This window comes from Deltaproteobacteria bacterium (genome assembly GCA_016208165.1).
GTDB lineage: Bacteria > Desulfobacterota > Desulfarculia > JACQYL01 > JACQYL01 > JACQYL01.
Genome location: JACQYL010000024.1, coordinates 71688 through 95940 on the forward strand (window position 1 = coordinate 71688; position 24253 = coordinate 95940).

At 56.0% G+C, this 24253-nt stretch carries 16 protein-coding genes; 8 read left to right on the forward strand and 8 right to left on the reverse strand.

Features of this window, described 5'->3' with window-relative positions:
• Positions 1–57: 57 nt before the first annotated feature.
• The 8 genes from HY788_04470 to eno all read left to right on the forward strand — a co-directional run bounded on the left by HY788_04470 (position 58) and on the right by eno (position 10620).
• Positions 58–2025: a ferrous iron transporter B gene (locus HY788_04470; protein ID MBI4773428.1), complete on the forward strand. Its 1968-nt coding sequence runs from the start codon at positions 58–60 to the stop codon at positions 2023–2025.
• A gap of 9 nt (positions 2026–2034) precedes the next feature.
• Complete coding sequence (locus tag HY788_04475) at positions 2035–2679, forward strand: metal-dependent transcriptional regulator (protein ID MBI4773429.1); 645 nt, start codon at positions 2035–2037, stop codon at positions 2677–2679.
• 46 nt (positions 2680–2725) lie between these two features.
• Positions 2726–3898 carry an NAD(P)/FAD-dependent oxidoreductase gene (locus HY788_04480; protein ID MBI4773430.1) on the forward strand — a complete coding sequence of 391 codons (1173 nt, stop codon included), beginning with the start codon at positions 2726–2728 and terminating at the stop codon, positions 3896–3898.
• 110 nt (positions 3899–4008) lie between these two features.
• On the forward strand, positions 4009–5262 hold the full coding sequence (locus HY788_04485; protein MBI4773431.1) for a Glu/Leu/Phe/Val dehydrogenase: 1254 nt from the start codon (positions 4009–4011) through the stop codon (positions 5260–5262).
• 143 nt (positions 5263–5405) lie between these two features.
• Positions 5406–7694 (forward strand): hypothetical protein, encoded by a 2289-nt coding sequence (locus HY788_04490; protein ID MBI4773432.1) that lies wholly within the window; start codon positions 5406–5408, stop codon positions 7692–7694.
• A 143-nt stretch (positions 7695–7837) separates the two neighbouring features.
• A complete protein-coding gene (gene lipB, locus HY788_04495; GenBank protein MBI4773433.1) occupies positions 7838–8497 on the forward strand; it encodes a lipoyl(octanoyl) transferase LipB in 660 nt (219 codons plus the stop codon).
• Positions 8498–8794: 297 nt separating this feature from the next.
• On the forward strand, positions 8795–9316 hold the full coding sequence (locus HY788_04500; GenBank protein ID MBI4773434.1) for a peptidyl-prolyl cis-trans isomerase: 522 nt from the start codon (positions 8795–8797) through the stop codon (positions 9314–9316).
• Between the two features lie 35 nt (positions 9317–9351).
• Positions 9352–10620 carry a phosphopyruvate hydratase gene (gene eno / locus HY788_04505; GenBank protein ID MBI4773435.1) on the forward strand — a complete coding sequence of 423 codons (1269 nt, stop codon included), beginning with the start codon at positions 9352–9354 and terminating at the stop codon, positions 10618–10620.
• Positions 10621–10833: 213 nt separating this feature from the next.
• On the opposite strand, the gene HY788_04510 is transcribed toward eno, so the two are convergent.
• The 8 genes from HY788_04510 to HY788_04545 form a co-directional block, all read right to left on the reverse strand.
• Positions 10834–14532, reverse strand: coding sequence for an efflux RND transporter permease subunit (locus HY788_04510; GenBank protein MBI4773436.1), 3699 nt, complete (start codon positions 14530–14532; stop codon positions 10834–10836).
• Positions 14533–14537: 5 nt separating this feature from the next.
• Positions 14538–15665 carry an efflux RND transporter periplasmic adaptor subunit gene (locus HY788_04515; protein MBI4773437.1) on the reverse strand — a complete coding sequence of 376 codons (1128 nt, stop codon included), beginning with the start codon at positions 15663–15665 and terminating at the stop codon, positions 14538–14540.
• Between the two features lie 262 nt (positions 15666–15927).
• On the reverse strand, positions 15928–17595 hold the full coding sequence (locus tag HY788_04520; GenBank protein ID MBI4773438.1) for an SPASM domain-containing protein: 1668 nt from the start codon (positions 17593–17595) through the stop codon (positions 15928–15930).
• Positions 17596–18045: 450 nt separating this feature from the next.
• Positions 18046–18714 (reverse strand): DUF1638 domain-containing protein, encoded by a 669-nt coding sequence (locus tag HY788_04525; protein MBI4773439.1) that lies wholly within the window; start codon positions 18712–18714, stop codon positions 18046–18048.
• Positions 18714–20570 (reverse strand): DUF4445 domain-containing protein, encoded by a 1857-nt coding sequence (locus tag HY788_04530; protein MBI4773440.1) that lies wholly within the window; start codon positions 20568–20570, stop codon positions 18714–18716. Before HY788_04530 ends, HY788_04525 begins: the two co-directional genes overlap by 1 nt.
• Positions 20567–22615, reverse strand: coding sequence for a hydantoinase/oxoprolinase family protein (locus HY788_04535; protein ID MBI4773441.1), 2049 nt, complete (start codon positions 22613–22615; stop codon positions 20567–20569). The genes HY788_04530 and HY788_04535 overlap by 4 nt, the downstream gene beginning before the upstream one ends.
• A 15-nt stretch (positions 22616–22630) precedes the next feature.
• The gene (locus HY788_04540; GenBank protein ID MBI4773442.1) at positions 22631–23428 is read right to left on the reverse strand and encodes a dihydropteroate synthase; all 798 of its coding nucleotides are present in this window, start codon (positions 23426–23428) and stop codon (positions 22631–22633) included.
• 155 nt (positions 23429–23583) lie between these two features.
• Positions 23584–24210: a corrinoid protein gene (locus HY788_04545; GenBank protein ID MBI4773443.1), complete on the reverse strand. Its 627-nt coding sequence runs from the start codon at positions 24208–24210 to the stop codon at positions 23584–23586.
• Positions 24211–24253: the final 43 nt, after the last annotated feature.

Genomic DNA, 24253 nt, shown 5'->3' on the forward strand with positions numbered 1-24253 from the left:
TCCACGTAAAGACGGTAATACTATCTATCGCCTCTCACTGCTTCACTGAGATCGGATGTGGCACAGAAAGAAGGAAGCTACTCCATTCAACACACCGAAAACGCCGTTGTTCTGCTAGGTAATCTCAATGTAGGGAAGACCTCGATTTTTGAACGGCTGTGCCGGGGCGCACACCACAGCTTCAATTATCCCGGAACGCCGGTATGGGCGTCTTCCTCCAGAATTACCGGCACGGACTACACTCTTCTGGACACTCCCGGCATCCACAGCGTGTTCACGTTGAGCGAAGACGAGTCTTTAGCCTGGGAAACCGTTCTCACGTCGGCTCCCCGGATTCTGGTTGTAGTGGGAGACGCCAAGAATCTGGTTCGATCCCTTTCTCTATTTCTACAAATCACCGAATACGACATCCCGGTAGTGCTGGATCTGAACATGATGGACGAGGCCAGGCAGAGGGGCATCTCCATCGACGTGGATCGCCTGTCGAAAATCCTGGGTGTGCCCGTAAATACATCAGTGGCCGTGGAAGGCATTGGTTTAAGAACACTCAAACGGGTACTTCCCGAAGCGAGAACGCCCGTTCATCATGTACGCCTTCCGCAGGAGATCGAAACCTACCTGTCCGCATTCGGGAATCTTGTCAAAGGCAGCGTGCTCGACACGAGGGCGGCGGGATTGCAGGTCCTGGCGGAGGACCCCGGTGTGTTGAAGCTCCTCGACAGCCGTCTCGACGAGGACGCGTCCGGAAGCGTGAGACGTCTGGTTCAGGAGGCCCGAAATCGGATTCATCGTTCCCCCGAGATCATGCTTAGCGAGATCTATACGAGATCCGCACAGCGAATCGCCGATCAGGTACAGAGTCTCTCTCCGCCTTACCGGATGCCCTTCGCGGACAAGTTGGGCGTGTGGTCCCGCAACGTGGCGACCGGCGTCCCTATCGCGGCGCTGGTGCTCGCCCTCATGTATCTCATCGTGGGTGAATTCGGGGCTCAATTCCTTGTTGGGCTTGTTGAAGGAGATCTTTTCGGACGAATCGTCATCCCGGCCGTACGCAGCCTATGTCTCAAAGTGCCGTTCCCCATCTTCGAACGCGCCATCACGGGCGAATTCGGTCTGGTCAGCGTAGGATTGACCCTCGCACTCGGAGTGGTGGTGCCGGTGTTGTTCACGTTTTTCCTGGCGTTCGCCGCTTTGGAGGACTCGGGATACCTGGCCCGCCTGTCCATTTTGTTGGAACGGGTATTTCGGCGTATCGGGCTTACGGGCAAAGGCGTATTCCCGATCATCATGGGCTTTTCCTGCGTTACCATGGCCATTCTGACCACACGGATCCTGGAGTCGAAAAAGGAACGGATCATCGCCACCCTGCTGCTCTTGATGGGGATGCCTTGCGCCCCCCTCCTGAGCGTGATGCTCGTGATCCTTGGGGAGCTGGGCTGGAAGGCCTACGCAGTCGTTTTCGGCATTCTTGCGGCCCAGATGTTCCTGGTGGGTTTTGTGGCTGAAAAACTTCTGCCTGGATACCGATCCCTTTTTTTTATGGAAATCCCGCCGTTACGTGTTCCCAGGTTCAAGAGCATTCTGACCAAGACCATCCAGCGAATCGTTCATTTTACTTCGGAGGCGATTCCCATTTTCTTATTGGCCACTTTTGTGCTGTTTGTTTTGAACGAGCTGGGATTCCTGAGACTGCTCGAATACCTGGGCAAACCCGTACTGGAGTCCTGGCTCGGATTGCCGGCTGAAAGCATTCGAGTGGTTATATCCACGATTATACGCAGGGAAGCCGGAGCGGCGCTCTTGAAGGACTTGTTCGACCAGGGGGTCTTCAACGACGTTCAGGCAGTGCTCCTGTTGTTAATCTGTACATTCCTGCTGCCGTGCGTTAACGCACTGGTGGTGACCTACAAGGAACGCGGAGTAAAAACGGCGACGTTTTTGATTTTGTTCGTATCTACATACGCGATTCTTGCCGGGGTCGTGCTGCACTATTTCTTTGTAACTTTGAACATTCAATTCAGGTAACATAGGATTATGAAAAGAGAATGGGAAGAGGCGCTGGAAGCGGCCTGGACCGTCCAGGAAGAGGGGCACAACGCCCGCTCTCGAGCGCAGCACATCTGCCACGCGGAGCTGACGGACGAGATCTTGCGTGAGCTGGAAACGGATGGACTCATAGCGTTCGATGAAGAGAGCATTCTCCTTACCAAAAAAGGACGTCAGGAGGCCCGCAGGATCGTTCGCCGACATCGTCTGGCCGAAGTGTTGGTGAAGTACGCCTTAAACGTAAATACGGAGGAGGCGGAGAAACTGGGTTGCGAGATGGAACACTACCTCATACCCGAAGTTGAGGAAAGCATCTGTATCTTGCTGGGCCACCCCACTCATTGCCCGCACGGTCTGCTCATCCCCCCGGGAGAATGCTGCCGGCAATCCAAGAACGTGGTGAGCCAGACCGTCGTGAATCTCCTCAAACTGAAGAGCGGAGATAAAGGGAAGATCGCTTACATCAAGCCCAAGAGCCACAGCCGGCTTCATCGTCTTTCCTCGTTCGGCGTAAATCCGGGTTCGGTCATCGAGGTTCACCAGACCTATCCGGCGTTACTCATTCGATTCGAGAACACCGAGCTGGCCATGGACAAGGAGATTGCGGAAGACATTTTTGTCTGGCGCATGTAAGATCGAATCCTTAATCCGTCGCGGTTCAAGGAAAGGAAGGTTCGTAATGAAAAACTATGTGATTATCGGTCAGGGAGTCGCCGGCGTAACGGCGGCGGAACACCTTCGAAAGCAGGATCAAGCGGGCGGCATCACCATGTTGACCGATGAGGATCTCCCGTTTTATTGGCGCACCAGACTGAACGATCATATAGCGGGTCATTTGGACGAGAAGGGTTTGATCGTCAAAGACGACCGGCACTACCGCAACCTTTCCATAGATTGCCGTCTCAATGCGCCCGTCGTGAGTGCCGACCCCGACAAGAAAGTCGTAACGACAAAAAGCCGGGAAGAGATTCCTTACGATGTGCTCCTCGTGGCCACTGGAAGTCATTCCTTCCTTCCGCCGATCGAGGGAGCGGAGAAAAAAGGCGTTTTCGCGCTGAGGTCCGTTCAGGACAGCCGTGACATCAGAGCTCACGCGCAAAACAAGAAGCAGGCGGTTCTCATCGGGGGCGGGCTTCTGGGCCTCGAGACGGCCAATGCCCTGCGAAAAATGGGGCTTCGGTGCAAGGTGATCGAATTCTTTCCCAGACTGCTTCCCAGGCAACTCGACGTGGCAGGAGCCGGCCATCTGCAGAAGATCATGGAAGGAATGGGACTGTCCTTTTGGCTGGGCGCGGTCACCAAAGAGATTTTGGGAAAAGACGAGGTGTCGGGAGTGCGGCTCGAAAGCGGCGAAACCATCGAGGCGGAAATGGTCATCGTTTCCGCCGGTGTCCGACCCAACCTGGAACTGGCAAAACCGTTGGGCCTCGAGGTGGACAAGGGAATCATCGTAGACGAACGGATGAGAACCAGCCGCGAAGGCGTCTTTGCGGCCGGAGACGTAACCCAATTCAACGGTATGCTGTACGGCATATGGCCTGCGGCCATGGAGCAAGGTAAGATCGCGGGTATCAATATGGGGGGCGGCGAGGCCGTCTACTCCGGAACGACCATGGCCAATATACTGAAAGTCGTTGGCATCGATCTCGCCTCGATGGGAAATATCGATGCGGAGAACGAATACGAAAGTATCGTTGTTTCCGGGGAAAACTTCTACAAGAAGGTCGTTATTATGGACAATCTGGTGATCGGCGGCATTTTTCTCGGCGACAAGGGTGAATTCAACGACATAAAAAAGCTTATGGAAGAACAAACCGACATATCCAAGACCAAGAATTCTCTGCTCAAATAGCGGGATCCCAAAAGCGCCCATGTTGGATTGAATCGCAGTCGACACTTGAAAAACGTCACGACACGGAAACGGACCAGCCGACGAACGGCTGCAGTAAAGGAGCCTTAGCCATGACGGAAGAGAAGCTGAATCCCTTCAGTATCGCGCAGCAACAGCTCGATGAGGCCGCGGAAACACTGGGCCTGGAACCTGCGGTTCACGAACTTCTTCGCAGACCTATGTATGAAATACAATGCTCGTTGCCGGTGCGAATGGACGACGGATCGACCCGAATTTTTCGCGGGTTCCGCGTGCAATATAATACGGCCCGAGGACCGGCCAAAGGCGGTATCCGCTGGCATCCCGAGGAGACCATAGACACGGTCCGGGCGCTGGCTGCCTGGATGACATGGAAAACAGCGGTAGTCGACATACCTCTCGGTGGTGGGAAAGGAGGGGTGATCTGCAATCCCAAAGAGCTTTCCGAAACAGAGAAAGAACGGCTGGCCAGAGCGTATGTGCGCGCCCTTGTGCACGCGCTGGGGTCCACTAAGGACGTTCCGGCTCCGGACGTGTACACGACTCCACAGATCATGGCTTGGATGATGGACGAATACGAGGCTCTAGTGGGGCACAAGCATCCCGGCGTCATTACCGGAAAACCACTTCCTCTTGGGGGATCGCGAGGCCGCATGGACGCCACGGCGCGGGGTGGAGTCTATGTCACGCGCGAAGCCGCCGCGGCGCTTGGTATCGATCTGCACGGACAAACCATGGCAATTCAAGGGTTCGGCAATGCGGGACAGCACGCCGCGCTTCTGGGCGAGGAACTGTTGGGCCTTAAGCTCATCGCAGCTTCCGATTCCAAAGGAGGCATATACAACGCTTCCGGACTCAATACTCGCGACCTGGTGGACTACAAACGGAAACATGGCGTGCTCAAGGGATTCCCCGAGGCGGAAGAAATCACGAACGAGGAGCTTCTTCAACTGCCCGTCACGGTCTTGTTTCCATCCGCGTTGGAAAACGCCATCCGCAGGGACAACGCGCCCAAAATCAAATGTCGGATTCTATGTGAATTGGCCAATGGACCCACAACACCGGAAGCCGATGATATTCTGAGTGCGAACGGGGTCTTCGTTCTCCCGGACTTTCTGGCCAACGCCGGCGGCGTAACCGTATCGTATTTCGAGCAGGTGCAGAATATCACCAACTTCTACTGGGAAACCGAGGAAGTTCACCTGCGCTTGGACCAGCACATGACCAAGGCGTTCAAAGGTGTCTACAACATGAGCTTGCGGCAACACACACACATGCGCAATGCGGCGTACCTCGTTGCTGTTCAACGTGTTGCGGAGGCTTGCAAGCTCAGGGGCTGGGTTTAGGAACGCACGCCGACACCGCGGCGTGCAGGTGCCCGGAAACGGCGAAAGAGTTCTCGAATAATCCGAAACGGGGTTTTCCAGGAAGAATTTCTTGCATCGTTCCACCCCACGCTCTTGTTTGGGAAGCATCGTCGGAGACGGATATGGATCAGGTTCGAGCCTACAGAATGTTTCAGAAAATGGCGCAGTATCCCCATCTATTGGACGAGATGAGGGAGATATTCCTGACGTCTCTGACGGAAAGAGGTATAATTAATGAGGAGACCATTCAACTCGAGTCCAGGCAAAAGATTCAACAATCGCATCAAGAAGAAGCGAGTCCGGAATTGCTCCGGGAATACACCAATGCGCTGATCGATCTCTACTTCGCCTCCCACTTCAATGACACCGAAATCGAGGACTACATCAACCTCGCCCGAAAACGCGACCGGTTCCGCCATCTCAACACTATATTGAATACGGAGGACGCCACTTCGGCCGCCATCCATCAGGCGCTCAAAGAATTTTGTGTGATACCTGAAGGGCATCTGTTCATTCCGCCCAACGAGGCCGAAGTGGTGAGAGTGGCGCTCATCAGCCGGTTTATCTCCGGCCAACTTCCCTTCGTCGGCATTGCCAAGAAGCATCTTACGACCCGCGATATCTATGACGTGGTCGAGCATTCCGTGTGGAACGAGAGCCTCTCCGGTAAAGTGGGGGGCAAGGCGGCGGGAATGCTTTTGGCCTACAGGGTCATCCTTCCCAGATTTGAAGCCGGGGATCCGGACATCGAAAAGCATGTGATTCTTCCCAAGTCTTACTATTTCAATTCGGGCATTCTGTCCGATTTTATTGAGTACAATGACCTTCATGACTGCTACAGCGTTAAGTACAAGCCCCAAGAGACCCTTGAAAAGACCTACCACGAACAGGAGGCGAAGTTCGAGGAGGCCTCTTTTCCGCCGAGCGTGATGGATCAGTTCCGGGTATTTCTCGAGACCGTGGGGGAAATCCCGCTGATCCTTCGCTCCTCCAGCCGTCTGGAAGACAGCCCAGGCAACGCTTTCTCCGGTAAATACCAATCCGTGTTCATAACCAATCAGGGAGCTTTGGAGGACCGACTGAAAGGCTTTGTTCGGGGGCTCAAGCAAGTTCTGCTGAGTTTGCTGAATCCCAGCGCCATAGCGTACAGAAGGGAAAGAAACCTGTTGGACTTCGATGAACGAATGAGCGCGCTCGTTCAAGAGGTAGCGGGACGGCGGTTCGGGAACTATTTTTTCCCCCTGGCCGCGGGAGCGGCGTTTTCCATCAACAGGTACAAGTGGAGCCCCCGCATCAACGAGCATGACGGTCTGGTCCGCATGGTCTTCGGACTGGGGACCCGAGCCGTGGATCGGATCGGGGGCGACTACGCCCGAATGGTGCCTCTGAGCCATCCTCGGCTTCGACCGGAAATTACGGCGGCCCAAATTCAGAAGTATTCACAAAAAATGGTGGACGTGCTGAACCTCGAGAAAGGCGTCCTGGAAACCGTATCGTATATCGAGCTGTTCCAAGCGATCAGCCACCCCGATCTGTACTACGCGGTCTCCATCTCGGAAGACTCGCACCTTTCCCCCCCCATGTTCAAAGGCAAATCCATAGAACCTGACAACACCTGTATCACGTTCGACAATTTGCTCGCCAAGACGCCCTTTGTACCTCTAATGAAGAAGATCCTGGGTAAGTTGCAGGAGGCCTACCAACAGCCGGTGGAAGTCGAGTTCGCCTGGGACGGGGACAAGCTGTACCTGCTTCAGTGCCGTTCTCATCCCGCAATGGAAGAGTTGGGGGACGTAGATCTTCCCGAAGACATCGATCCCGAACAGATCCTTTTCTCAAACAATCGGGGCACATCCAACAGTGTTGTAAAAAACATCGAATACGTGGTTTATGTGGACCCGAAAGCGTACGATCAGCTCCGGACTCCCCAGGAAAAACTCGACGTCGGAAGGGCGGTGGGCGATATCAACAGAACCATGGAGTCGAAATCGAAACGGTACGCCCTTTGGGGCCCGGGCAGATGGGGCAGCAACGATATCAATCTGGGCGTCAAGGTCGGATATGAAGACATCAACAGATCGTTGATCCTGGGAGAGGTCTGTTTCGGGGAGCCCGGATCGGCCCCGGAAGCTTCCTACGGGACCCATTTTTTCAACGATCTGGTGGAAGCCCGAATCATACCCATGGCCATCTACCCCGATGACGAAGGGGTCGGGTTCAAGGAGGACTTCTTTCTCGAGGCCCCCAACCAGTTCGTCGATTTGGCGCCCTCCCATGCCAAATACAAAGATGTGGTCCATGTGATCCATATTCCCTCATGCACGGCCGGCCGCCTGCTGCACGTCTTTCAAGACGGTCGATCCCAGCGCGGCCTAGGGTTCTTCGCCCATGATCAGGAAGTCTTCACATAACCGCCGGACCCTGATAGCGAACTGAATCCATCGACCAAGCCCCGGAAAGGCTTAAGAGACGATTCCTGTCGTCCGGCCGGGTTGGCAGCGTATTGGACTCGTTCCATTCGGTTCTCTGATTGAAATGCATAGCGTGGAAACCCATGACCGGCCCACCCTTGATAATAAAAGACCTCGGTAGAACTCACTATGAGCCCGTCCTGGAGACTCAGAGACGAATCCACTACGAGAAAAGCCTGAATCGAACCGCTCCCGATTACATACTCGTTACGGAACACCATCACGTTTTGACCTTGGGTAGAACGGCAGATTCAAGGAATTTGTTGGCCAAGGAGGAATTGGAGCGATTGGGCGTTCCGGTGGTGCCTACGGAACGGGGAGGAGACGTCACGTATCACGGACCGGGCCAGCTCGTGGTCTATCCCATTCTGGACCTGAAGAGGAACGGGATCTCGGTTTCGAAGCTGGTGCATGTGTTGGAAGACATCGGCATCCGATTCCTGGCGCTGTACGGATTGAAAGGTGTCCGCAGTCCTGTGGGCCGTGGGGTGTTCGTGGAAAATCGCAAAATCGAGTTTATCGGGGTCGCCATAAAGAAATATGTGAGTTTCCACGGTCTGAGTCTCAATGTATCGCCCGACCTTCGCTACTTCTCGCTGATCCGTCCCTGCGGCATCGAGGGTCTGAAGGTCACTTCCCTGGGCGAGGAACTGGGAGCGCACGCACCCGGATTTTCCGAAGCGAAGGAAAAACTGATCGGAATCCTTCGTGAAGGTTTCGACACGGCTCTCCATTCCGTGTAGTCTCTCGTTGAAGCCGCCGTGCGGATGTGTTATGCAAGCTACTTGGATATCACGGTCCCTTATAGCGCGCTCGCAGAGCGGTTTATCCGTCCGAACCGGATGGCGTGAGGAAACCGGGCCGGGGCGCCTTTCCGGCGCTGAATAGAGCCGAAGTAAGGCTGTAACGGGTTTCTCATTTCCCGGACGGTCACTTAGTGCAAAAGGAGGAAGAACATGCGTGACAAGTTGTTGCTCGTTGCTGCTTTGGTTATCGGGCTATGCGTGGGACTGCAACCCGCATTTTCAGGAGAAAAAAGTATGACTTCAGAAAAGAATCCGATCGTAGTGATGGAAACATCCGAAGGCGTGATCAAGATTGAACTCGATGCCGGCAAGGCTCCCGTAACCGTGGAGAACTTTCTCAAATACGTGGATGACAAGTTTTTCGACGGCACTATCTTTCACAGGGTGATCCCTAACTTCATGATTCAGGGGGGAGGATTTAGCGAGAATATGCAGCAGAAGGAGACGCTGCCCCCCATCAAAAACGAAGCTTCGAACGGTCTCCGCAACGACACGGGGATGATCGCCATGGCCAGGACTTCCGTCGTAGACAGCGCAACCGCGCAATTCTTCATCAATGTCAAGGATAACGATTTTCTCAACCACCAAAACGAGACCCCGAAGGGATATGGCTACGCCGTATTCGGTAAGGTCATCGATGGAATGGATGTCGTTCGCAAAATCGAACATGTGCAAACCACGTCCGTCGGACCCCATCGTGATGTGCCCGCCAAACCGGTGGTCATCCAATCGGTGCGGCGTTTGGAAAAACAGTAAGCCGGCCGGATCATTAGAGATTGGGAGGAAACCATATGCGCTCGATCGTCCGCGTTGATGCAAGAGAGATTCTCGATTCCCGAGGAAATCCCACTGTGGAGGTGGACGTCATCCTCGCCTGCGAAATTCTGGGGCGGGCGGCCGTACCTTCCGGAGCCTCCACGGGAGAGCACGAAGCGGTGGAGCTGAGGGACGGCGACAAGAACAGGTTTGGAGGAAAAGGCGTACTCCGAGCCGTTCAAAACGTGCGGGAGCAGATTGCACCCCAACTGACGGGAATGGACGTACTGGATCAGGTCGCTATCGACTTGGCCATGATCGAGCTAGACGGCAGTAAGAACAAAGGTACGTTGGGCACCAACGCCATACTGGGCGTGTCGATGGCCGTGGCAAAGGCGGCGGCGGCCTATCTCGAATTGCCGCTGTATCGCTACCTTGGAGGACCCGCCGCCCGCCGTCTTCCCATGCCCATGATGAATATACTGAACGGAGGAGAACACGCGGACAACAGCGTGGATCTGCAGGAATTCATGATCATGCCTCTGGGAGGTCCTACCTTTCGGGAGGCGCTGCGCATGGGCGCCGAAGTATTTCACTCCCTGAAAAAGGTGCTCAAGAAAAACGGCTACGCCACCGCGGTGGGAGATGAGGGCGGTTTCGCTCCCAACCTCAAGTCCAACGAGGAAGCCGTGGAAGTGATTCTCGAAGCCATCCGCGCCGCCGGGTACGATCCCGGCAAGGACGTTGCTCTGGCCCTCGACCCTGCGGCGTCCAGTTTTTTCGAGGACGGCCGGTACCACTTCAAGAAATCCGACGGCTCCAGGAAAAGCGCCCGGGAAATGATCGAGTTCTACATGGACTGGGTAAGACGATTCCCCATTGTCAGCATTGAAGACGGCCTGGACGAAAACGACTGGGACGGATGGAAGGATCTCACGGACGCGCTGGGCGACCGTGTCCAACTCGTGGGCGACGATCTCTTTGTGACCAACACGTCCCGTATCCGGCGGGGTCTGGACTTAGGGGTGGCCAACTCCGTTCTGATCAAAGTAAACCAGATCGGGACGATCACAGAGACCCTGGCCGCCATCGACCTGGCGCACAAGGCGGGCTACACCTGCGTGGTTTCCCACCGATCGGGAGAGACGGAAGACACGTTCATTGCTGATCTCGCGGTGGCCACGGGGGTGGGTCAGATCAAGACCGGCTCTCTGTCGCGCTCGGAACGGATCTGTAAATACAATCGCCTGCTGCGGATCGAGGAGGAACTGGCCGAAACGGCGGAGTTCCGGTCGCCGTTTTAGCGAATCGTCGAGTCGCGCTCGCTAACCCAATCCCGCCTAACGTCCTCTAAAGTCACGCACCCATGTGGGGGGCGGGTTTCCCTTCGACATGCTCAGGATCTACGACAAATCCGCCCCTACGGGGCCACTCCTCCGCCGGCGGCGGAAGGTCCGGGTAAAGCAGGGCGTTCGGACAAACGACCCGGATGTGCAGCTCTCCGAAAGACCCCGGCCTCAGACCTTCGCCGTCGGATATTCCATCCGTTCCAGGATTTCCTTTTTGAGGTTCTGGAAATCCTGTTTTCGTTTGCTCCGTTTGGCCCGCGGCTTTCGGATCCAGGCCGCGAGAGAGGGCTCGATTCGATCTCCTTCCTCGCTTACGACCGGTCCGAAGGTAATCAATCGCCTGCCTGCGCGAATTTTGACCTTTTCGAGTCGGTCCCGGAAACGGCAAGCCCGGATTTCAGTCCAGGGAAAGTAGAGCGTGTCCGCCGATCCGGCTATGGTAATTCCGCTTGAGTCGGGCCAGATGAATTGGCAATCCTGAGAGCGCAGATAGTACAGCCGAAGGAGCAAAATCCAGGTAGGGGTAAGTAATAGAACCGCCACGCCCCCCAGCTTCAGGAAGAATACCACGTACGAAACCAGGGCCTCGAGCACCCACTTGAACACCGTGGGAGCCTGAATGATCTGTCCCAACTGGGCTTCCACCAGGGGTAACGCCCAGAAGGCCGCTCCGGCCAATAGAACCACGCATTGAACGGCAGCAACAATCCACAGTTCTTTTTTCAAGTGTCGGCTTCCGGACAGGTAATATACGGGATGCAGAGGACGTGACTTGGGACAGGGTTTCGACATGGCTGCGGACATGTCGGCGGCGAACCGCTCGAGGATCATATATCCCACCGGCACCACAACCAGGGTCAACAAGGTGGCGAATCCGATTCCGAAGATGATCACCACACCGAGTCCCTCCCACAGCTCGTCCGTGACCGTTAGAGTAACCAGTCCTCCCATGGTGGTGATCGTAGTGGACAAAATGGGTCTAAGACGTTGCTTTCCCGCCTCGACCACCGCTTCATAGATGTCCATATCCTGTTTGCGAAAACGGTTGATGCAATCCACCAGAACGATGGCGTCATTGACCACGATACCCGAAAGCCCGACCAGTCCGATAAACGACATGATGGAGAAATTGTTTCCCGTCACCAACAAGCCGACCACGGCGCCCACTACGCTCAAGGGCAGCGAAATCATGATGGCAATGGGCTGGAAAAACGAGTTGAACTGGGCCACCAGGATGGTCATGATGAGCAGGAACGCCACGATGTAGGCCAGCTTCAAGCTGGCAAACGACTCTTGCGTCTCTTCGATGTCCCCGGCGTAATCGATGGTATAACCCGTCGGCAATTTCAGTTCGTTCAGCCGTTCCCGTAGTTCGTTGGTAATCTCGACGGCGGAACGATCCATGTTCTGAGCCGTAACCCTTACAACCCGGTTGAGATTGGAATGGCGGATAACGTTCACGCCTTTGCTGGGAGAGGCCTGCGTGAGAGAGGACAAATAAACGAGGGATCCGTTGGCGGCCCGGACCCGGAGGCGGTCCAGCAACTCCAGATCCTGACGCGCGCTTTCATGGAAACGCACGTTGACGTCATACTCCTTGCTCGCGTCCACCTCGTCCCGGAATTTCTTCGTTTCCAATCCCGAGATGGCCGCGCGTACGGTCAAAGACAGGTCCCTCAAGGACACTTCCTTGGCGGCGGCCTTGGTCCGGTCCACGGATACCAGCAGTTCGGGAGGCGCGTCCGAGAAGTCGTCCGTGATCTCCACCGCTCCCCTGATCGTTTCCAGGGTTCCGACCACCTGGTTCGTGATGCCGATCAGTGTCGGCAATTCCTCACCGAATATTTTCACCACTACGGGAGCCACTCTCGGCGGTCCCCATTCCAGGGGCCGAAACTTCACTTCCGCTCCTGGCAAGGCCGCCATATAAGGCCGCAAGCGTCGCTGTATGTCGCGGTGTTTGGCGCGTTTGTACTCCTTTCCATCCTTGAGTTCGATGGTCACTTCCGCATAGTTACTGTTGTTGCCGGTTTGGACGGACACTTCGTACGCGCTCTGACCTCGGCTGCCCACCGTACTCACCACACGCACCGCCTCGGGCGCCAGCCGCCGGATCACGCTTTCCATCTCGAGCACCGCCAGGTTCGTAACTTCGATGTCGGTCCCAGGTGGTGTTTCGATCTCTATATAGATGTAGTCGAAGTCGGCATCCGGAAACATTTCCACTTCGATGACTTTTGCGCCCAGTAATCCCAGGGATGCGAAGAACAGGAGCGCACACGCCAACACCACGGTTTTCCGATGATTGAGCGCCCAAATCAATACGGGTTGATAAACCCGTTTCGTCCGGGCCAGATCCTTTTCCGGAGTGTGCCTTTCTTTGCTCGCCCCCTTGGACCGTCCTTTCAACACACGCATGAGGATGAGGGGATTGGCCACCAAAGCCACAAACAGAGAGGACAGGAGGGCCACGCTGACCGTTTTGGGCATAAAAGCCATCCAGGCGCCGACCACCCCCGTCATCAACAGCATGGGTACGAACGCGGCAACCGTGGTCAGAGTGGAGGAAATGACCGGCATCGCGATCTCGGACACCCCATCCACTACGGCCTGAACCCGGTCTTTCCCCAACTGGGAATGGTAGTACACGTTCTCCACCACAACGATGGCATTGTCCACCAGGATGCCGATGCAGAGGACGAGACTGAACCGCACCATGGAGTTGTTGCTCAGGCCCATCAAGTACATGACAAAGAAGGATGTAGCCAGACTCAATGGTATGGCCAGCGACGTCAGCAGCGCGTTCCGGAACCCCATGGCGAAGTACAGGACCATGATGACCAGGATAAAGCCTGAAACGGCGTTGTTCGTCATCAGGTCGAAATCCTGTTTGACATATTTCGCCTGGTCCGCGGTGACAAACGTTTTGATTCCTGCGGCCAGATCCTGCTCGAGCTGTTCCAGCCGATGTCGCACCTTGCTCGAAGTCTCGAGAATATTGGCGCCGGGTCGTTTGGTGATTGCGATAGATACCGCGGGCCTTCCGTCCACCCGGGAGAAGGAGCGATCTTCTTCGTAACCGTCTTGAATATCCGCCACCTCGTCCAGAAAAACCACACGGCCTTCCCAAGTGGCCACCGGCACGCGACGGAACTGCTCCACCCGCTCGACTTCGGTGAGGATCCGCACGAGGTATTTCCGCTGAGATACGGTGATGTTGCCGGCGGGCAGATTCACGTCCGAGCCCAGCACGGCGCTGTACACATCCAGTATGGTGAGATGATACTCGTCCAACCTCTCCGGGTGGACCAGTATCTGAACTTCCCTGGTCAATCCGCCGCTGATGATGGTGTCCTGCACCTCGGGAATCTTTTCCAGTTCATCCGCGATATCCTCCGTGATCCTTTTCAACTTCAGAGGATGTTGGTCCCCGGTCACGGATACAATCATCAATGGAATGTCGGAGAAATCGATCTTCTCGACTACGCTGTCTTCCGCTTCTTCCGGGATTTCGGATTCGGCGTTGAATACGGCCTCCTTTACATCCTGGATCCGCCGGTCGATGTCGGAATCGACGTCGAATTCGATCACTACGATGCTGATGTTCTCGCTGCTCGAGGATCGGATTTCCTTTACATCGTCCAGCTTGTCCAGTTCCTCCTCGATTTTGGTGGTCACCAGCTTCTCGACCTCTTCGGGCGATGCTCCGGGGAAAGGGGTTACCACCACGGATACCGGCACCGTGATCTCGGGATTTCCCTCTTTCGGAAGAAACTGGTAAGCCAAAACTCCGCAAACCACCGGCAGAATGACGGATAGGAACAGGAACAGACGAGAATACGTTTGAAGATATTTGAGATAGATCATGAACTTCAAGAAGGGCTGTTATTGGGCGATGGTTGTTTCTGCAATTGCAGTCTGGGCTTGGAGCCTTCCCGTATGTAGTGCTGTCCTTTGACGACCAGTGTTTCCTTATCGTTCAAACCGGACAGAACCCGGATTTGGTCTCCCGATGCTTCACCCAGAGTGATGGCTCGTTCGTGTGCAATCCCGTGCTCGTCCAATATAAACACACGAGGGCCTCCTTCCCTGTATAGTATGGCGCTCTGAGGCACAAAAACCGCACCGGGAACTATTTTACGCACCAACTTCACCTCGGCGCTCATGCCGGCCTTGAGCACTCCCTCCGGATTGGGCACGCGGATTTCCACTTTAAAGGTGTTGGTGCGCTCATCCGCCTCGACCCCCAGACGCTGGATGGCGCCCGAAAAGCGACGGTCGGGATAGGCGTCTGCCGCGATATCCGCCGTCTGCCCCGGTTTGAGATATCCGTAGTCGATTTCCGTAACGAAAATCACTACCTTGATTAGGGAGAGGTCCACGATTCTGAACAACGGCTCGCCGGGATCCACATTGGCGCCGATCTCGACAAACCGCTCAGCCACCCAGCCGTCCATGGGAGAGATAATTCGGGACTCGCTGAGCCGCTCTTTGGCTATCTCCAACACCGACTCCATCCGGGCCACTTGAGCCTGTGCGGCCAGCATCTCGCCTTCCACCGTGTCGGCGCGTTCTTGTGGAACGACCTGTTTCGGCAACAGCTCCTTTATGCGCCCGTGGGTTTTGCGAATGGAATCAAATTGGGCTTGGGCCAGCTCGAGATTCGCAGCGGCCTCTCTGACCGCCAGCACGTAGTCCACATCCTCGATGCGGGCAAGAACCGAATCTTTAGCGACTCTCTCTCCAAGCTCGGCGAAGTAGCTTTTGATCAGACCCGGTACGCGAGCTTCGAGAACCACGGAGGCTTCCGGACGAGTGGATCCCACGTAACGGACCCGTATGGGTAGGTCGGCGGCTTCAATCGTGATCGTCTCTACAACGGGCGCATGATCTTCTCCCGTGGACGCATTCGGCTCACCCCCGTTACCGCATCCCGAAAGCAAGAAGGCGCAAACGATCCACACAAGGGGATAAATGTAGGGAACTCGTCGACAATTCATCGGAATACCCGAACCTCCGGTCTGGGATACCGCCATCCTTAACCAGATAACATTAAGCCAATTTCCTTTAACATTCAACGGCAATTTCCTGTTGGTCCATCAGGGCAGGTCTGGTGGTAATCGTGTGAGTCCGACGATGAGATGTCGAATCCTTGAGCGGAGCGGCCGGGCTCTTGAAAGCCCTTCGGATTTCCAACACGCCACCGAAACCGCCTCCTATGAAGCCGTCAATGGAACACGAAACACACGCGCCATCAATAGATCACAAACGGCCGGTCCTTGACACCGCACCTCTCCCAGCCTCCACTCTGTTGCGTCCAACAATGCCGAACGCACGCCATTGAACTGTTTTATTTAGAGGAGAAAGGTTCCAGGCCCAATCCGGGAGATTGTATCTGGAGTCTGCTATCAGACCTCCATGGATGCTTGTATTAAAGGCCACCGTCCGAAAATTGTCCAAGGAAAACTCGACTTCATATCCTTCAGCATTCTCGACGGGCATCCATTCCACGCCCGGAGCACGGAGAAAGGTCCCATACTGCACCGGCTCCGACTCCTCGGATACCTTGCGCTCCGGGTCAAAAACCTGATCCAGCATGGAGTAAGCGCCTTCTTCCGGAACTCGCCTGCCGTGAAGCCATCGATCGATCTCCTTGGGATCGGAAAGACGTTTTACATGCTGGCATCCGGCGCACAACGGCTGGGGCTTTTTCCGGACCAATCCCAGCCGCAACGCCCTGTATTCCGGGCCGTCCCACACGGCCTGGAAGCCCTGTTTCGAAAGCGGTCCAAGCAGCGGCGCTCCCGGGACGCAGCACGTGGAGATCGTCCCATCCATGCGGACGTATAACCTGCGCCAGAGAAATTCGCATACATCAATCGCAGCGCCTTCGGCAGCCTCGGATTCGCCCTCATGAGGTCGTATAAAAGATGCGCCGTCCCAGGCAGCGTCCCTACGTTTCCGGATACCCTCATAGTCCGGGTTATTGGACAAACCCATCGGGAACTCCGGAATGAGGGATTCGTTGACTCCCCTTCCATGGAGCGCTTTCTCCAGGTCATGCATCATGGACGACTTAGCGCCCATGTCCGGAGCCACCGTGATCGCCGTCACCCGGTCCAACGCCTTTACGGACAGCGGGAACCCGAGGGCTCCGGCGCGATCCAGCGCTTTCTCGATGCAGTCCACGGCCAGTTCCATGTAGTGCACAAGCGATTCTTTTCGCGTATCGGCAGAAAAGGGAAACATGTGATGCACCGTCAGGCAATCAAACCCGAGATCGCAGGCCAAATTGACCATTTCCGGAAGCTCGAACACATTGCGACGCATGAGAACGCAATTCATGCCCAAAACAGGGCGACACTCCCCGGGCATCTTGTCTCGCGCCCTCGCGAACCGCTCGACGTTTCCGAGGACGGTCTCGTAGTCGGCTCCTATCCTTATGCTCTCGAAGGTGTCTTTCGTGGCTCCGTCAAAAGATACGATCAGCATGCCCAGACTGGGCAGAAGCATGTTCACCCTGGCCTCATCCAAAAGCATGGCGTTGGTGTTGATTTCGACCTTGAGACCAAAGCGATCCGCCTGCCTTAGGATCTCGGGAAACCGTTTCGTCATGAGCGGTTCCCCCGATACGGAAGGAGAAAAGAGGTCGGCAAATGGAAATACCTGTTCGGATATGTCGTGAAAAAGCGCGTAGTCGATGTGTTGGGGGCCCTGCTTGGGACCTGCATTGGCCTGAGCGCACATCCGGCAACGAAGATTGCACGCTTGTGTCGTTTCCACGTTGATGTAGGCGGGCGGTGGAACCCGTCCGTCAAACGTTCCACTGCCGTTTGCTTCGAGCGTAGGACCGGATCGACCCTCCGGCGCCTCCTCGGATCGGAACAGACGCCCGACCGCGGTCAGAATTCTGGAACGTTTTGAAAACATGATCGCTTACCGTTCGAACATCGGGAATTGGTACGCCGGAATTGTGAAGGGTGATCGCTCCGTTGGATCGATAACGCATTCGTATACCAGGAAACCCCGGAAAAGGATACTCCATATTGTTCACGAAACGATGTATCGGATGTTACGAGATTCGAAACGAGCATCGGCGGATGGAGCCGGGTTTGGAAATGACTTGAGAAAGAGAAGCAAGCGCACGCGCCTTAAATGCCCGACCGCATTGACAACATACGATACGGAGTGGTTTGAATGCAGGCGACATTGCGTTTGACCCGATTTCCCGGATGTTGAATTTCTCCGGGCCACCCATGAATCACCTTGGCTCGTCGTCCCTGGCTTCAGCCCCCTATCCACGAAGCCGGGGCGACATGGGTCCGCGGGTGATGCGAGCGTAACCAGGCCTATGCGGCCTTGTCCGTAGGGTTTGGTTCCTCACCACGGCGATCGATAGAACAAGTGGGCCTTCACTTCTTCTCCCGGAGGGATTACGAGGCTGTCTCCTTCACCTCCTCCCGCTAAAACACGGTTGAACAGATCCAGACTCCCTTTGATTTCTTCGAATGCCAGCCCCAAGAACTCGGCGTTCCGCCCGGCGTAGGACTTGAACGACCCCGTCGGGTCCTGGCCGGTTTCAATCCAAACCAGTCGACGGTAGTGTTTGAACTCCTCCCTGAGCCCCCACTCCGCATCTTCCCGATCCATTACCCCACAATAGGCTTTCAGGCGATCCAAAGGAGCCGCTCCATTCTTGATAAACCCTGTGCTGAGGAAATATGTACCTGGTTCTCGATCCTGTTCCTTTCGCCATACTCCCTCGGAACCGAGCAACATGGGTATGCAATCGTGGATCTTGGGCATGATCAAAGGTTGTTCCAAAGCCCGTACGCCTACCACACCGTTGGAGCACAGCCCGTAACACAACACAATGCGACGGATGTTCTTTCCGGAAATCGAATCGATGGCTTCCTGGATCGGCCCACGCATCCTTGTCGGCGTTAGATGCAACCCCTGCTCGAGAAAAGTGAAGGTGACCCCGTGGACCGGCAGGCAGGAAAGCTCTTCCCGCATCACTCCGCAGGCGATGACATGAGTACGCACCATTAGAATTGTATGGAATCGACGAAGACTTCCTGGAAGTCGGGTCGCATCGAGAGTTCGACCACTTGGATTCGATCGGCAAGATCGACGGCTTCCAGGCGTTTGTCCAAACTGAACAGCGCCAGTCGGGCCCCGTCACCGGCCGCGTTTCCGATGGGCTCGATCCGGTCGACGTCAATCGGAGGAAACATGCCGATATCGAGGATTTCCTGGGGATCCAGGTAATTGCCGAAGGTGCCGGCCAGTAAGATGCGGTCCAATTGCTCGATCCCTCCGTCCTTCATCAGAATCTCGCTTCCCGCTCTCAGGGCGGCTTTGCCCAGTTGAACCGCGCGAATGTCGTTCTGTGTAATCACGATGTTCCGGCCTGTTTGAGTCCGCGTTGCCGGAACCAGCACCGCTTCGGCAACACCCGTCGCGGCGTTGATCCGAAGGCTGGGATGACCGCAGTCGAGATCGAACGCCCCGTCTTTTCGCACGATACCCGCGCGAAGGAGCACCGTTACGGCTGAAATAACGCCCGAACCGCATATGCCCCGCGGCCTGGGCGGCTTTTGGGTTTCCTGATCCGCAATCACCCGAAACTGGATCGCTCCGCCGTTTTCGTCCATTCGGAACTTTTCGATGGCCCCTGGCGCGGCCCGCATGCCGCATCTGATCTGAGCGCCCTCGAACACAGGCCCTGTTGCGCACGAAGTGGCCGTGAGAATTCCGTCCCTGGACAGCACCAGTTCGCCATTCGTACCCACGTCCACCATCAGGACGTTTCCCCGGAGGTCTTCCGGTTTCCGGGTGATGAGAGCCGAAATCGTATCGCTTCCGACAAAACCCGACAATAACGGCAGTACGTGCACACGCGCATACGGAAAGACCTGAAGGTTCAAGTGGCGCGCTTCCACCTCTCCGGCCTCGGAGCACACCGTCAGGTAGGGCGCTTCGCCCAGAGAAACCGGATTCAGGCCCAAAAACAGATGCTGCATGGTCGGATTCGCGACAGCCACAACGTCGAGTACATCGTCACTGGAAACGCCCGCTTCTTCCGCCGTGCGCCGGATGAGTCCATTCACCGCATCCACCAGCGCCTTTTGCATGATCTCCAGCTTTGACGGGTCCTTCTGCACTTGCGCGATGCGTGAAATAACGTCTTCTCCATAGCTGACTTGCGGGTTCAGTCCGGAAGCCACGCCCACGATCCGATCCCTTTTCAGGTCGCAGAGAAAAGCCACCAGCGAAGTCGTTCCCAGATCCAGGGCCACTCCGAAGAGCTCCTCCCGTACTCCCGGCCGTATCTGTAGGATTGACGTATCCTTGAAGAGCGTGGCGGTGATCTCGGGACACGCCTTTCCTTTCAGAGAGGCCGACGCCTCCGACAATACGGGGAAACTCGGCCCGGCGATGGGATTCGCTTCACCCTCGCGAAGGGCATTCCGGATTCGCGCTGCAAACGAAAGAAAGGGCCCCTTCCGATTCACGGATTCGAGTGTCACGGTGCGCCTGGACACGGCGGGCCGGATGGGGATCTTGTACCTGGTAAAGGGTTTTCGCGGCGCGGCCTCGGAAACACGACTCTCCGGCGGCACGATTACGATGCAATCATCGAGAACTCGCGTCAGACAGGCCAGGCGATACACGTAACCGTCCCGGTTCTCCGGCAGCAACGCCGTTTCTGCGCCGAGCACATCGGAGACCGCTCCTTCGGCAGCAGCCGCTTCGAACTCAACCCGGCATCGCCCGCATTTGCCCCGGCCGCCACAATCGGAAGCAATCTTGACGCCCGCTCTCACGGCGACGTCCATGATCCGTTCGCCGGGGTTCGCCTCGGCTGTCTTATTGCTAGGCTGAAAGGTAACGTGAATCAACTAGGTTTTCCATGCGTAGTTTGAAATCTCGGTTTTGCGACAGCCTGCCCGTATAGAATCACTTCCACGAGGATCTCTTGTCCTGAAGACAGGTTGGCCTGTTTTCTTTCTTCCCGGAGATTCAATTCCGCTCCATTACCTCCGAAGCGGCGGACCTCTCCGCTGAGATGCTCGGTCAGAAATTTCCGCGCGTACGTCAGAGATTCCTCGAGAGTGGGATGCACGACTTTCCCCGCGGAAGTAAAACAGGCGAATCCTTTTGGTGACAGCGGTCTCACCAGAACCTGACCGTTTACCAGGATCGTTCCCACAATAGCGCCCAAGGCATTGGCCACTTCGGCATTTTCGGGCACAATGGATTCGGTGTGGACCGCGCGGGCAAGCCTTGGAACCAGCAGGTGAGCGGGTGCGCCGATGCCCACCAGCGGTAAATCCAGAGACAGGCGAATGCTGAACGGACCCAGGTTTGTCCGCCGGACCTCGGTATCTCTTTCCCAAAAGCAATTTCGCCACATCTGGCGGCAGGCCGGGCAAGTCTGTTCTTGCCGGCCGTAGCCAACCGGCTGAGCAGAAAGGCTGTCCACCATTTCAAGGGCTGCTTTGCGATTGAAAATCTCGTTTACCTGGAGCAAAAAATCGTTCAGATCAGCCCCCGCCTGCCCGGCCAGAAACCGGCCGGCCGTCTCCGAGCATTCCCGGTTGCCGAAGGTATATGTACCTCGTATGTGGAACATGTCCGTGGGCGTAAACCCGGCTGTTTGCACCAGTCGTTCGTGCTCCAGGCGGGTGAGATCGTCTACGAAAGTGACCGGATAGGCGTCCAGGGACTTGGCGAATTCAAAGATGTTCAACGGGCCGCCGGAGAGAACGCGCAGCAGCTTTCGCTCTTTGTCCGCGAGACGGCTCGGCTCCGGTTTGTCGGTCCTGAACCAGAAGGCGGTCGGAGTGAATCGGGGATCCCTTGCCGGCGTTGCCAGGACGGACTCGAGCTGGCGTTGTAACCGGGGGAAACGCATCCCGAGGACGCACAAGGGTTCCACCCTCTGGGGGCCGATCTGAATTTCACCGGCGTGGTCGGTCCGGATGTGGCTGTCACCGCCCAATCCGACTGTACGGACATCCACGGCGGCCACGTGGGTTTGCCAGGGTCCCACGGCCACGCCCTTGTCATTGAGTCTCGGAAGCCCTCCCTTCAGGACGGCGATATCGGTGGTGGTGCCCCCGATGTCCAGAACGACCGCTTCCTCGGCCGAGCCCTTTAACAGGAAACCGGCCCCCACGACGCTCGCAGCAGGTCCGGAGAGTATGGTTTCCACGGGTCTTTCGAGGCAGACTTCCTCACGAAACAGGCTGCCGTCTCCTTTGACCACCATCAGGGGTGCTTGGATAGAATAATTGACGAGCACTTTCTTTACGGACTGGAGCAGGTCCCGGATAAGGGGGATCAGGTGAGCGTTCAGGATCGTAGTTGTAGCTCGATGCCCGGCGTTGAGTTTCAGCGACAGATCGTGCCCGCACGCGACCGGTTTTCCCGGAGCCAATCTTTCGACAAGTTCTTTGATCTGTAATTCGTGGGATGGATTGCGAGTGCTGAAATACGAACTGATCGCGTACGCCTCGACCTTCTCCCGCGTATCTTCGACAATGCGTTGGACGCTTTCGAGATCCAGAAACGCCAGCTCTACCCCCTCAGCCGTGTGCCCTCCTCTCACCAAATGAATGTCCCGAATGAATTCCTGAGGGCACTGGGACGGTTTGTACCCCGGAAGGATGGCGGCAATCCGGCTTTTCCTTCCTTCAACCAGCGCGTTGGTGGCGAGGGTGGTGGATAGGGAGACGAGCCTTATTTCAGGGAAGAGGCTCTCGTCCAAGAGCCCTACCGACCTCTCGATGCCTTTGACCAGGTCATCATGGGTGGTAGGGCTCTTGGCTTTGGACAACACACGTCCGGCATTGAGGTCCAACAGGACCGAGTCGCTAAACGTTCCCCCGACGTCAATGCCGAGTCCGACCACTCGGTCGGAATTGCTTCTGTTCTCTGTCATAAGCAGCCATCACGCCTAACTTACCAGCTTTCCTTCGCGCATGGCATCGATGAATTCGCCGCAGTATTCGTCTTTCCCCATGATCATCTCGGCGGTAATGACACTGGTCATGATCTTCTTGTCGAGAGGATCAATTATAGCGGAGTCCAGTCCATGGGCCACGGCGCAAACCAAAAAGGTTCGGTTCACCAGAAAGCGCTCGGGCAACCCATAGGATACATTGCTGAGCCCGCACGTAGTATGCACGCCGGGAAGCGACTGCATGATGGTCGAAATCGATTTCAACGCGGCCTTGCCGTTTTCCGTATCCACGCTGACGGGCTGAACAAGGGGATCCAAATAAATGCTGGAACGCTTCAGGCCCAATCCCTCGAGTTTCTCCACTAGGCGCAGGGCATTCTCCACGGTCTTTTCCGAAGTGTTCGGAATCCCCGTATCGTCCATGCACAAGCCGATCACATCCGCGGCATCTCCCTCGATGATGGGCGCCAGAGCGGCGTATCTTTCCTTTTCGAGGGTGATGGAATTGATCAAGGGGCGCTTGTTTACTCTCTTCAGCCCTTCGGCAAGCACCTTTGGGTCCGGACTGTCCAAACACAAGGAAATGGACACCACTTCCTGAACCGCTTCCACCAGCCACATGAAATCCTCGAATTCCGATTTCAGTCTCGATCCACAGTTCACGTCGATGAAGGTGGCCCCCGCCGCTTCCTGCTTGCGGGCTTCCTCCTGGAAAAACACCCGATCGCGTCTTCCCAAGGCCTCGTTGATGGCCTTTCGACTCGTATTAATCCGTTCTCCAATGACGATCATGATTCAACCCTTTATAAAATAAAGTCCTCATCCGGCGGAAAACTTCCCCCGGATGAGGAGATTTTGGCCCACATGATGGGATGCGGCAGTCTTGGGGTGTCGGTCCCCGCCCCATTAAAGCGAGGGGCAGGTCATTTCGGTCAGACAAGCCGGCCTTATCGCAGGCTGTTCAGTTGATCGATGCAGTGCGCCGCGTCCACGGCGTAGAAATCCGCTCCAATCTCTTCGGCATATTCCTGGGTCACCGGGGCTCCGCCAACCCAAACCTTGCATTTGCTCCTGAGTCCGGCCTCTTCCAACGAATCAATGATCACCTTCATCTGAGGGATCGTGGTGGTCAGAAGCGCCGAGATCCCGAGGTACTTAACACCTTTCTCCACCTGTTCGACGAACACGCTCGGATCCAGGTCGATGCCCAGGTTGATCACCTTATAACCGACACTTTCCAGCAACATGGCTACCAGATTCTTTCCGATATCGTGCAAGTCGCCTTTGACCGTTCCGATGGCGAAGACGCCTTTAGCTTCTCCCGAGCCTTTCACCAGAAACGGCTTCAGTATGTCCATGCCCGATTGCATGGTCTTGGCGGAGCGTAGGACCTCGGGAACGAATACCTGGCCTTCTTTCCATTTCTGGGTGACCACATCCATTCCCTTGACCAGCGCTTCATCAAGAATCGTATTAGGTTCCGCTCCGGTGTCCAACGCCTCCTGAACCAGTCCCTGTATCTCTTTAAGTCTGCCTTTATAAACCGCATCGACAACCTTTGTCAGGTCCGCCATGAGTCTCCTCCTAAGTCAATAAATGCGGAGACGGTTCGTCTCC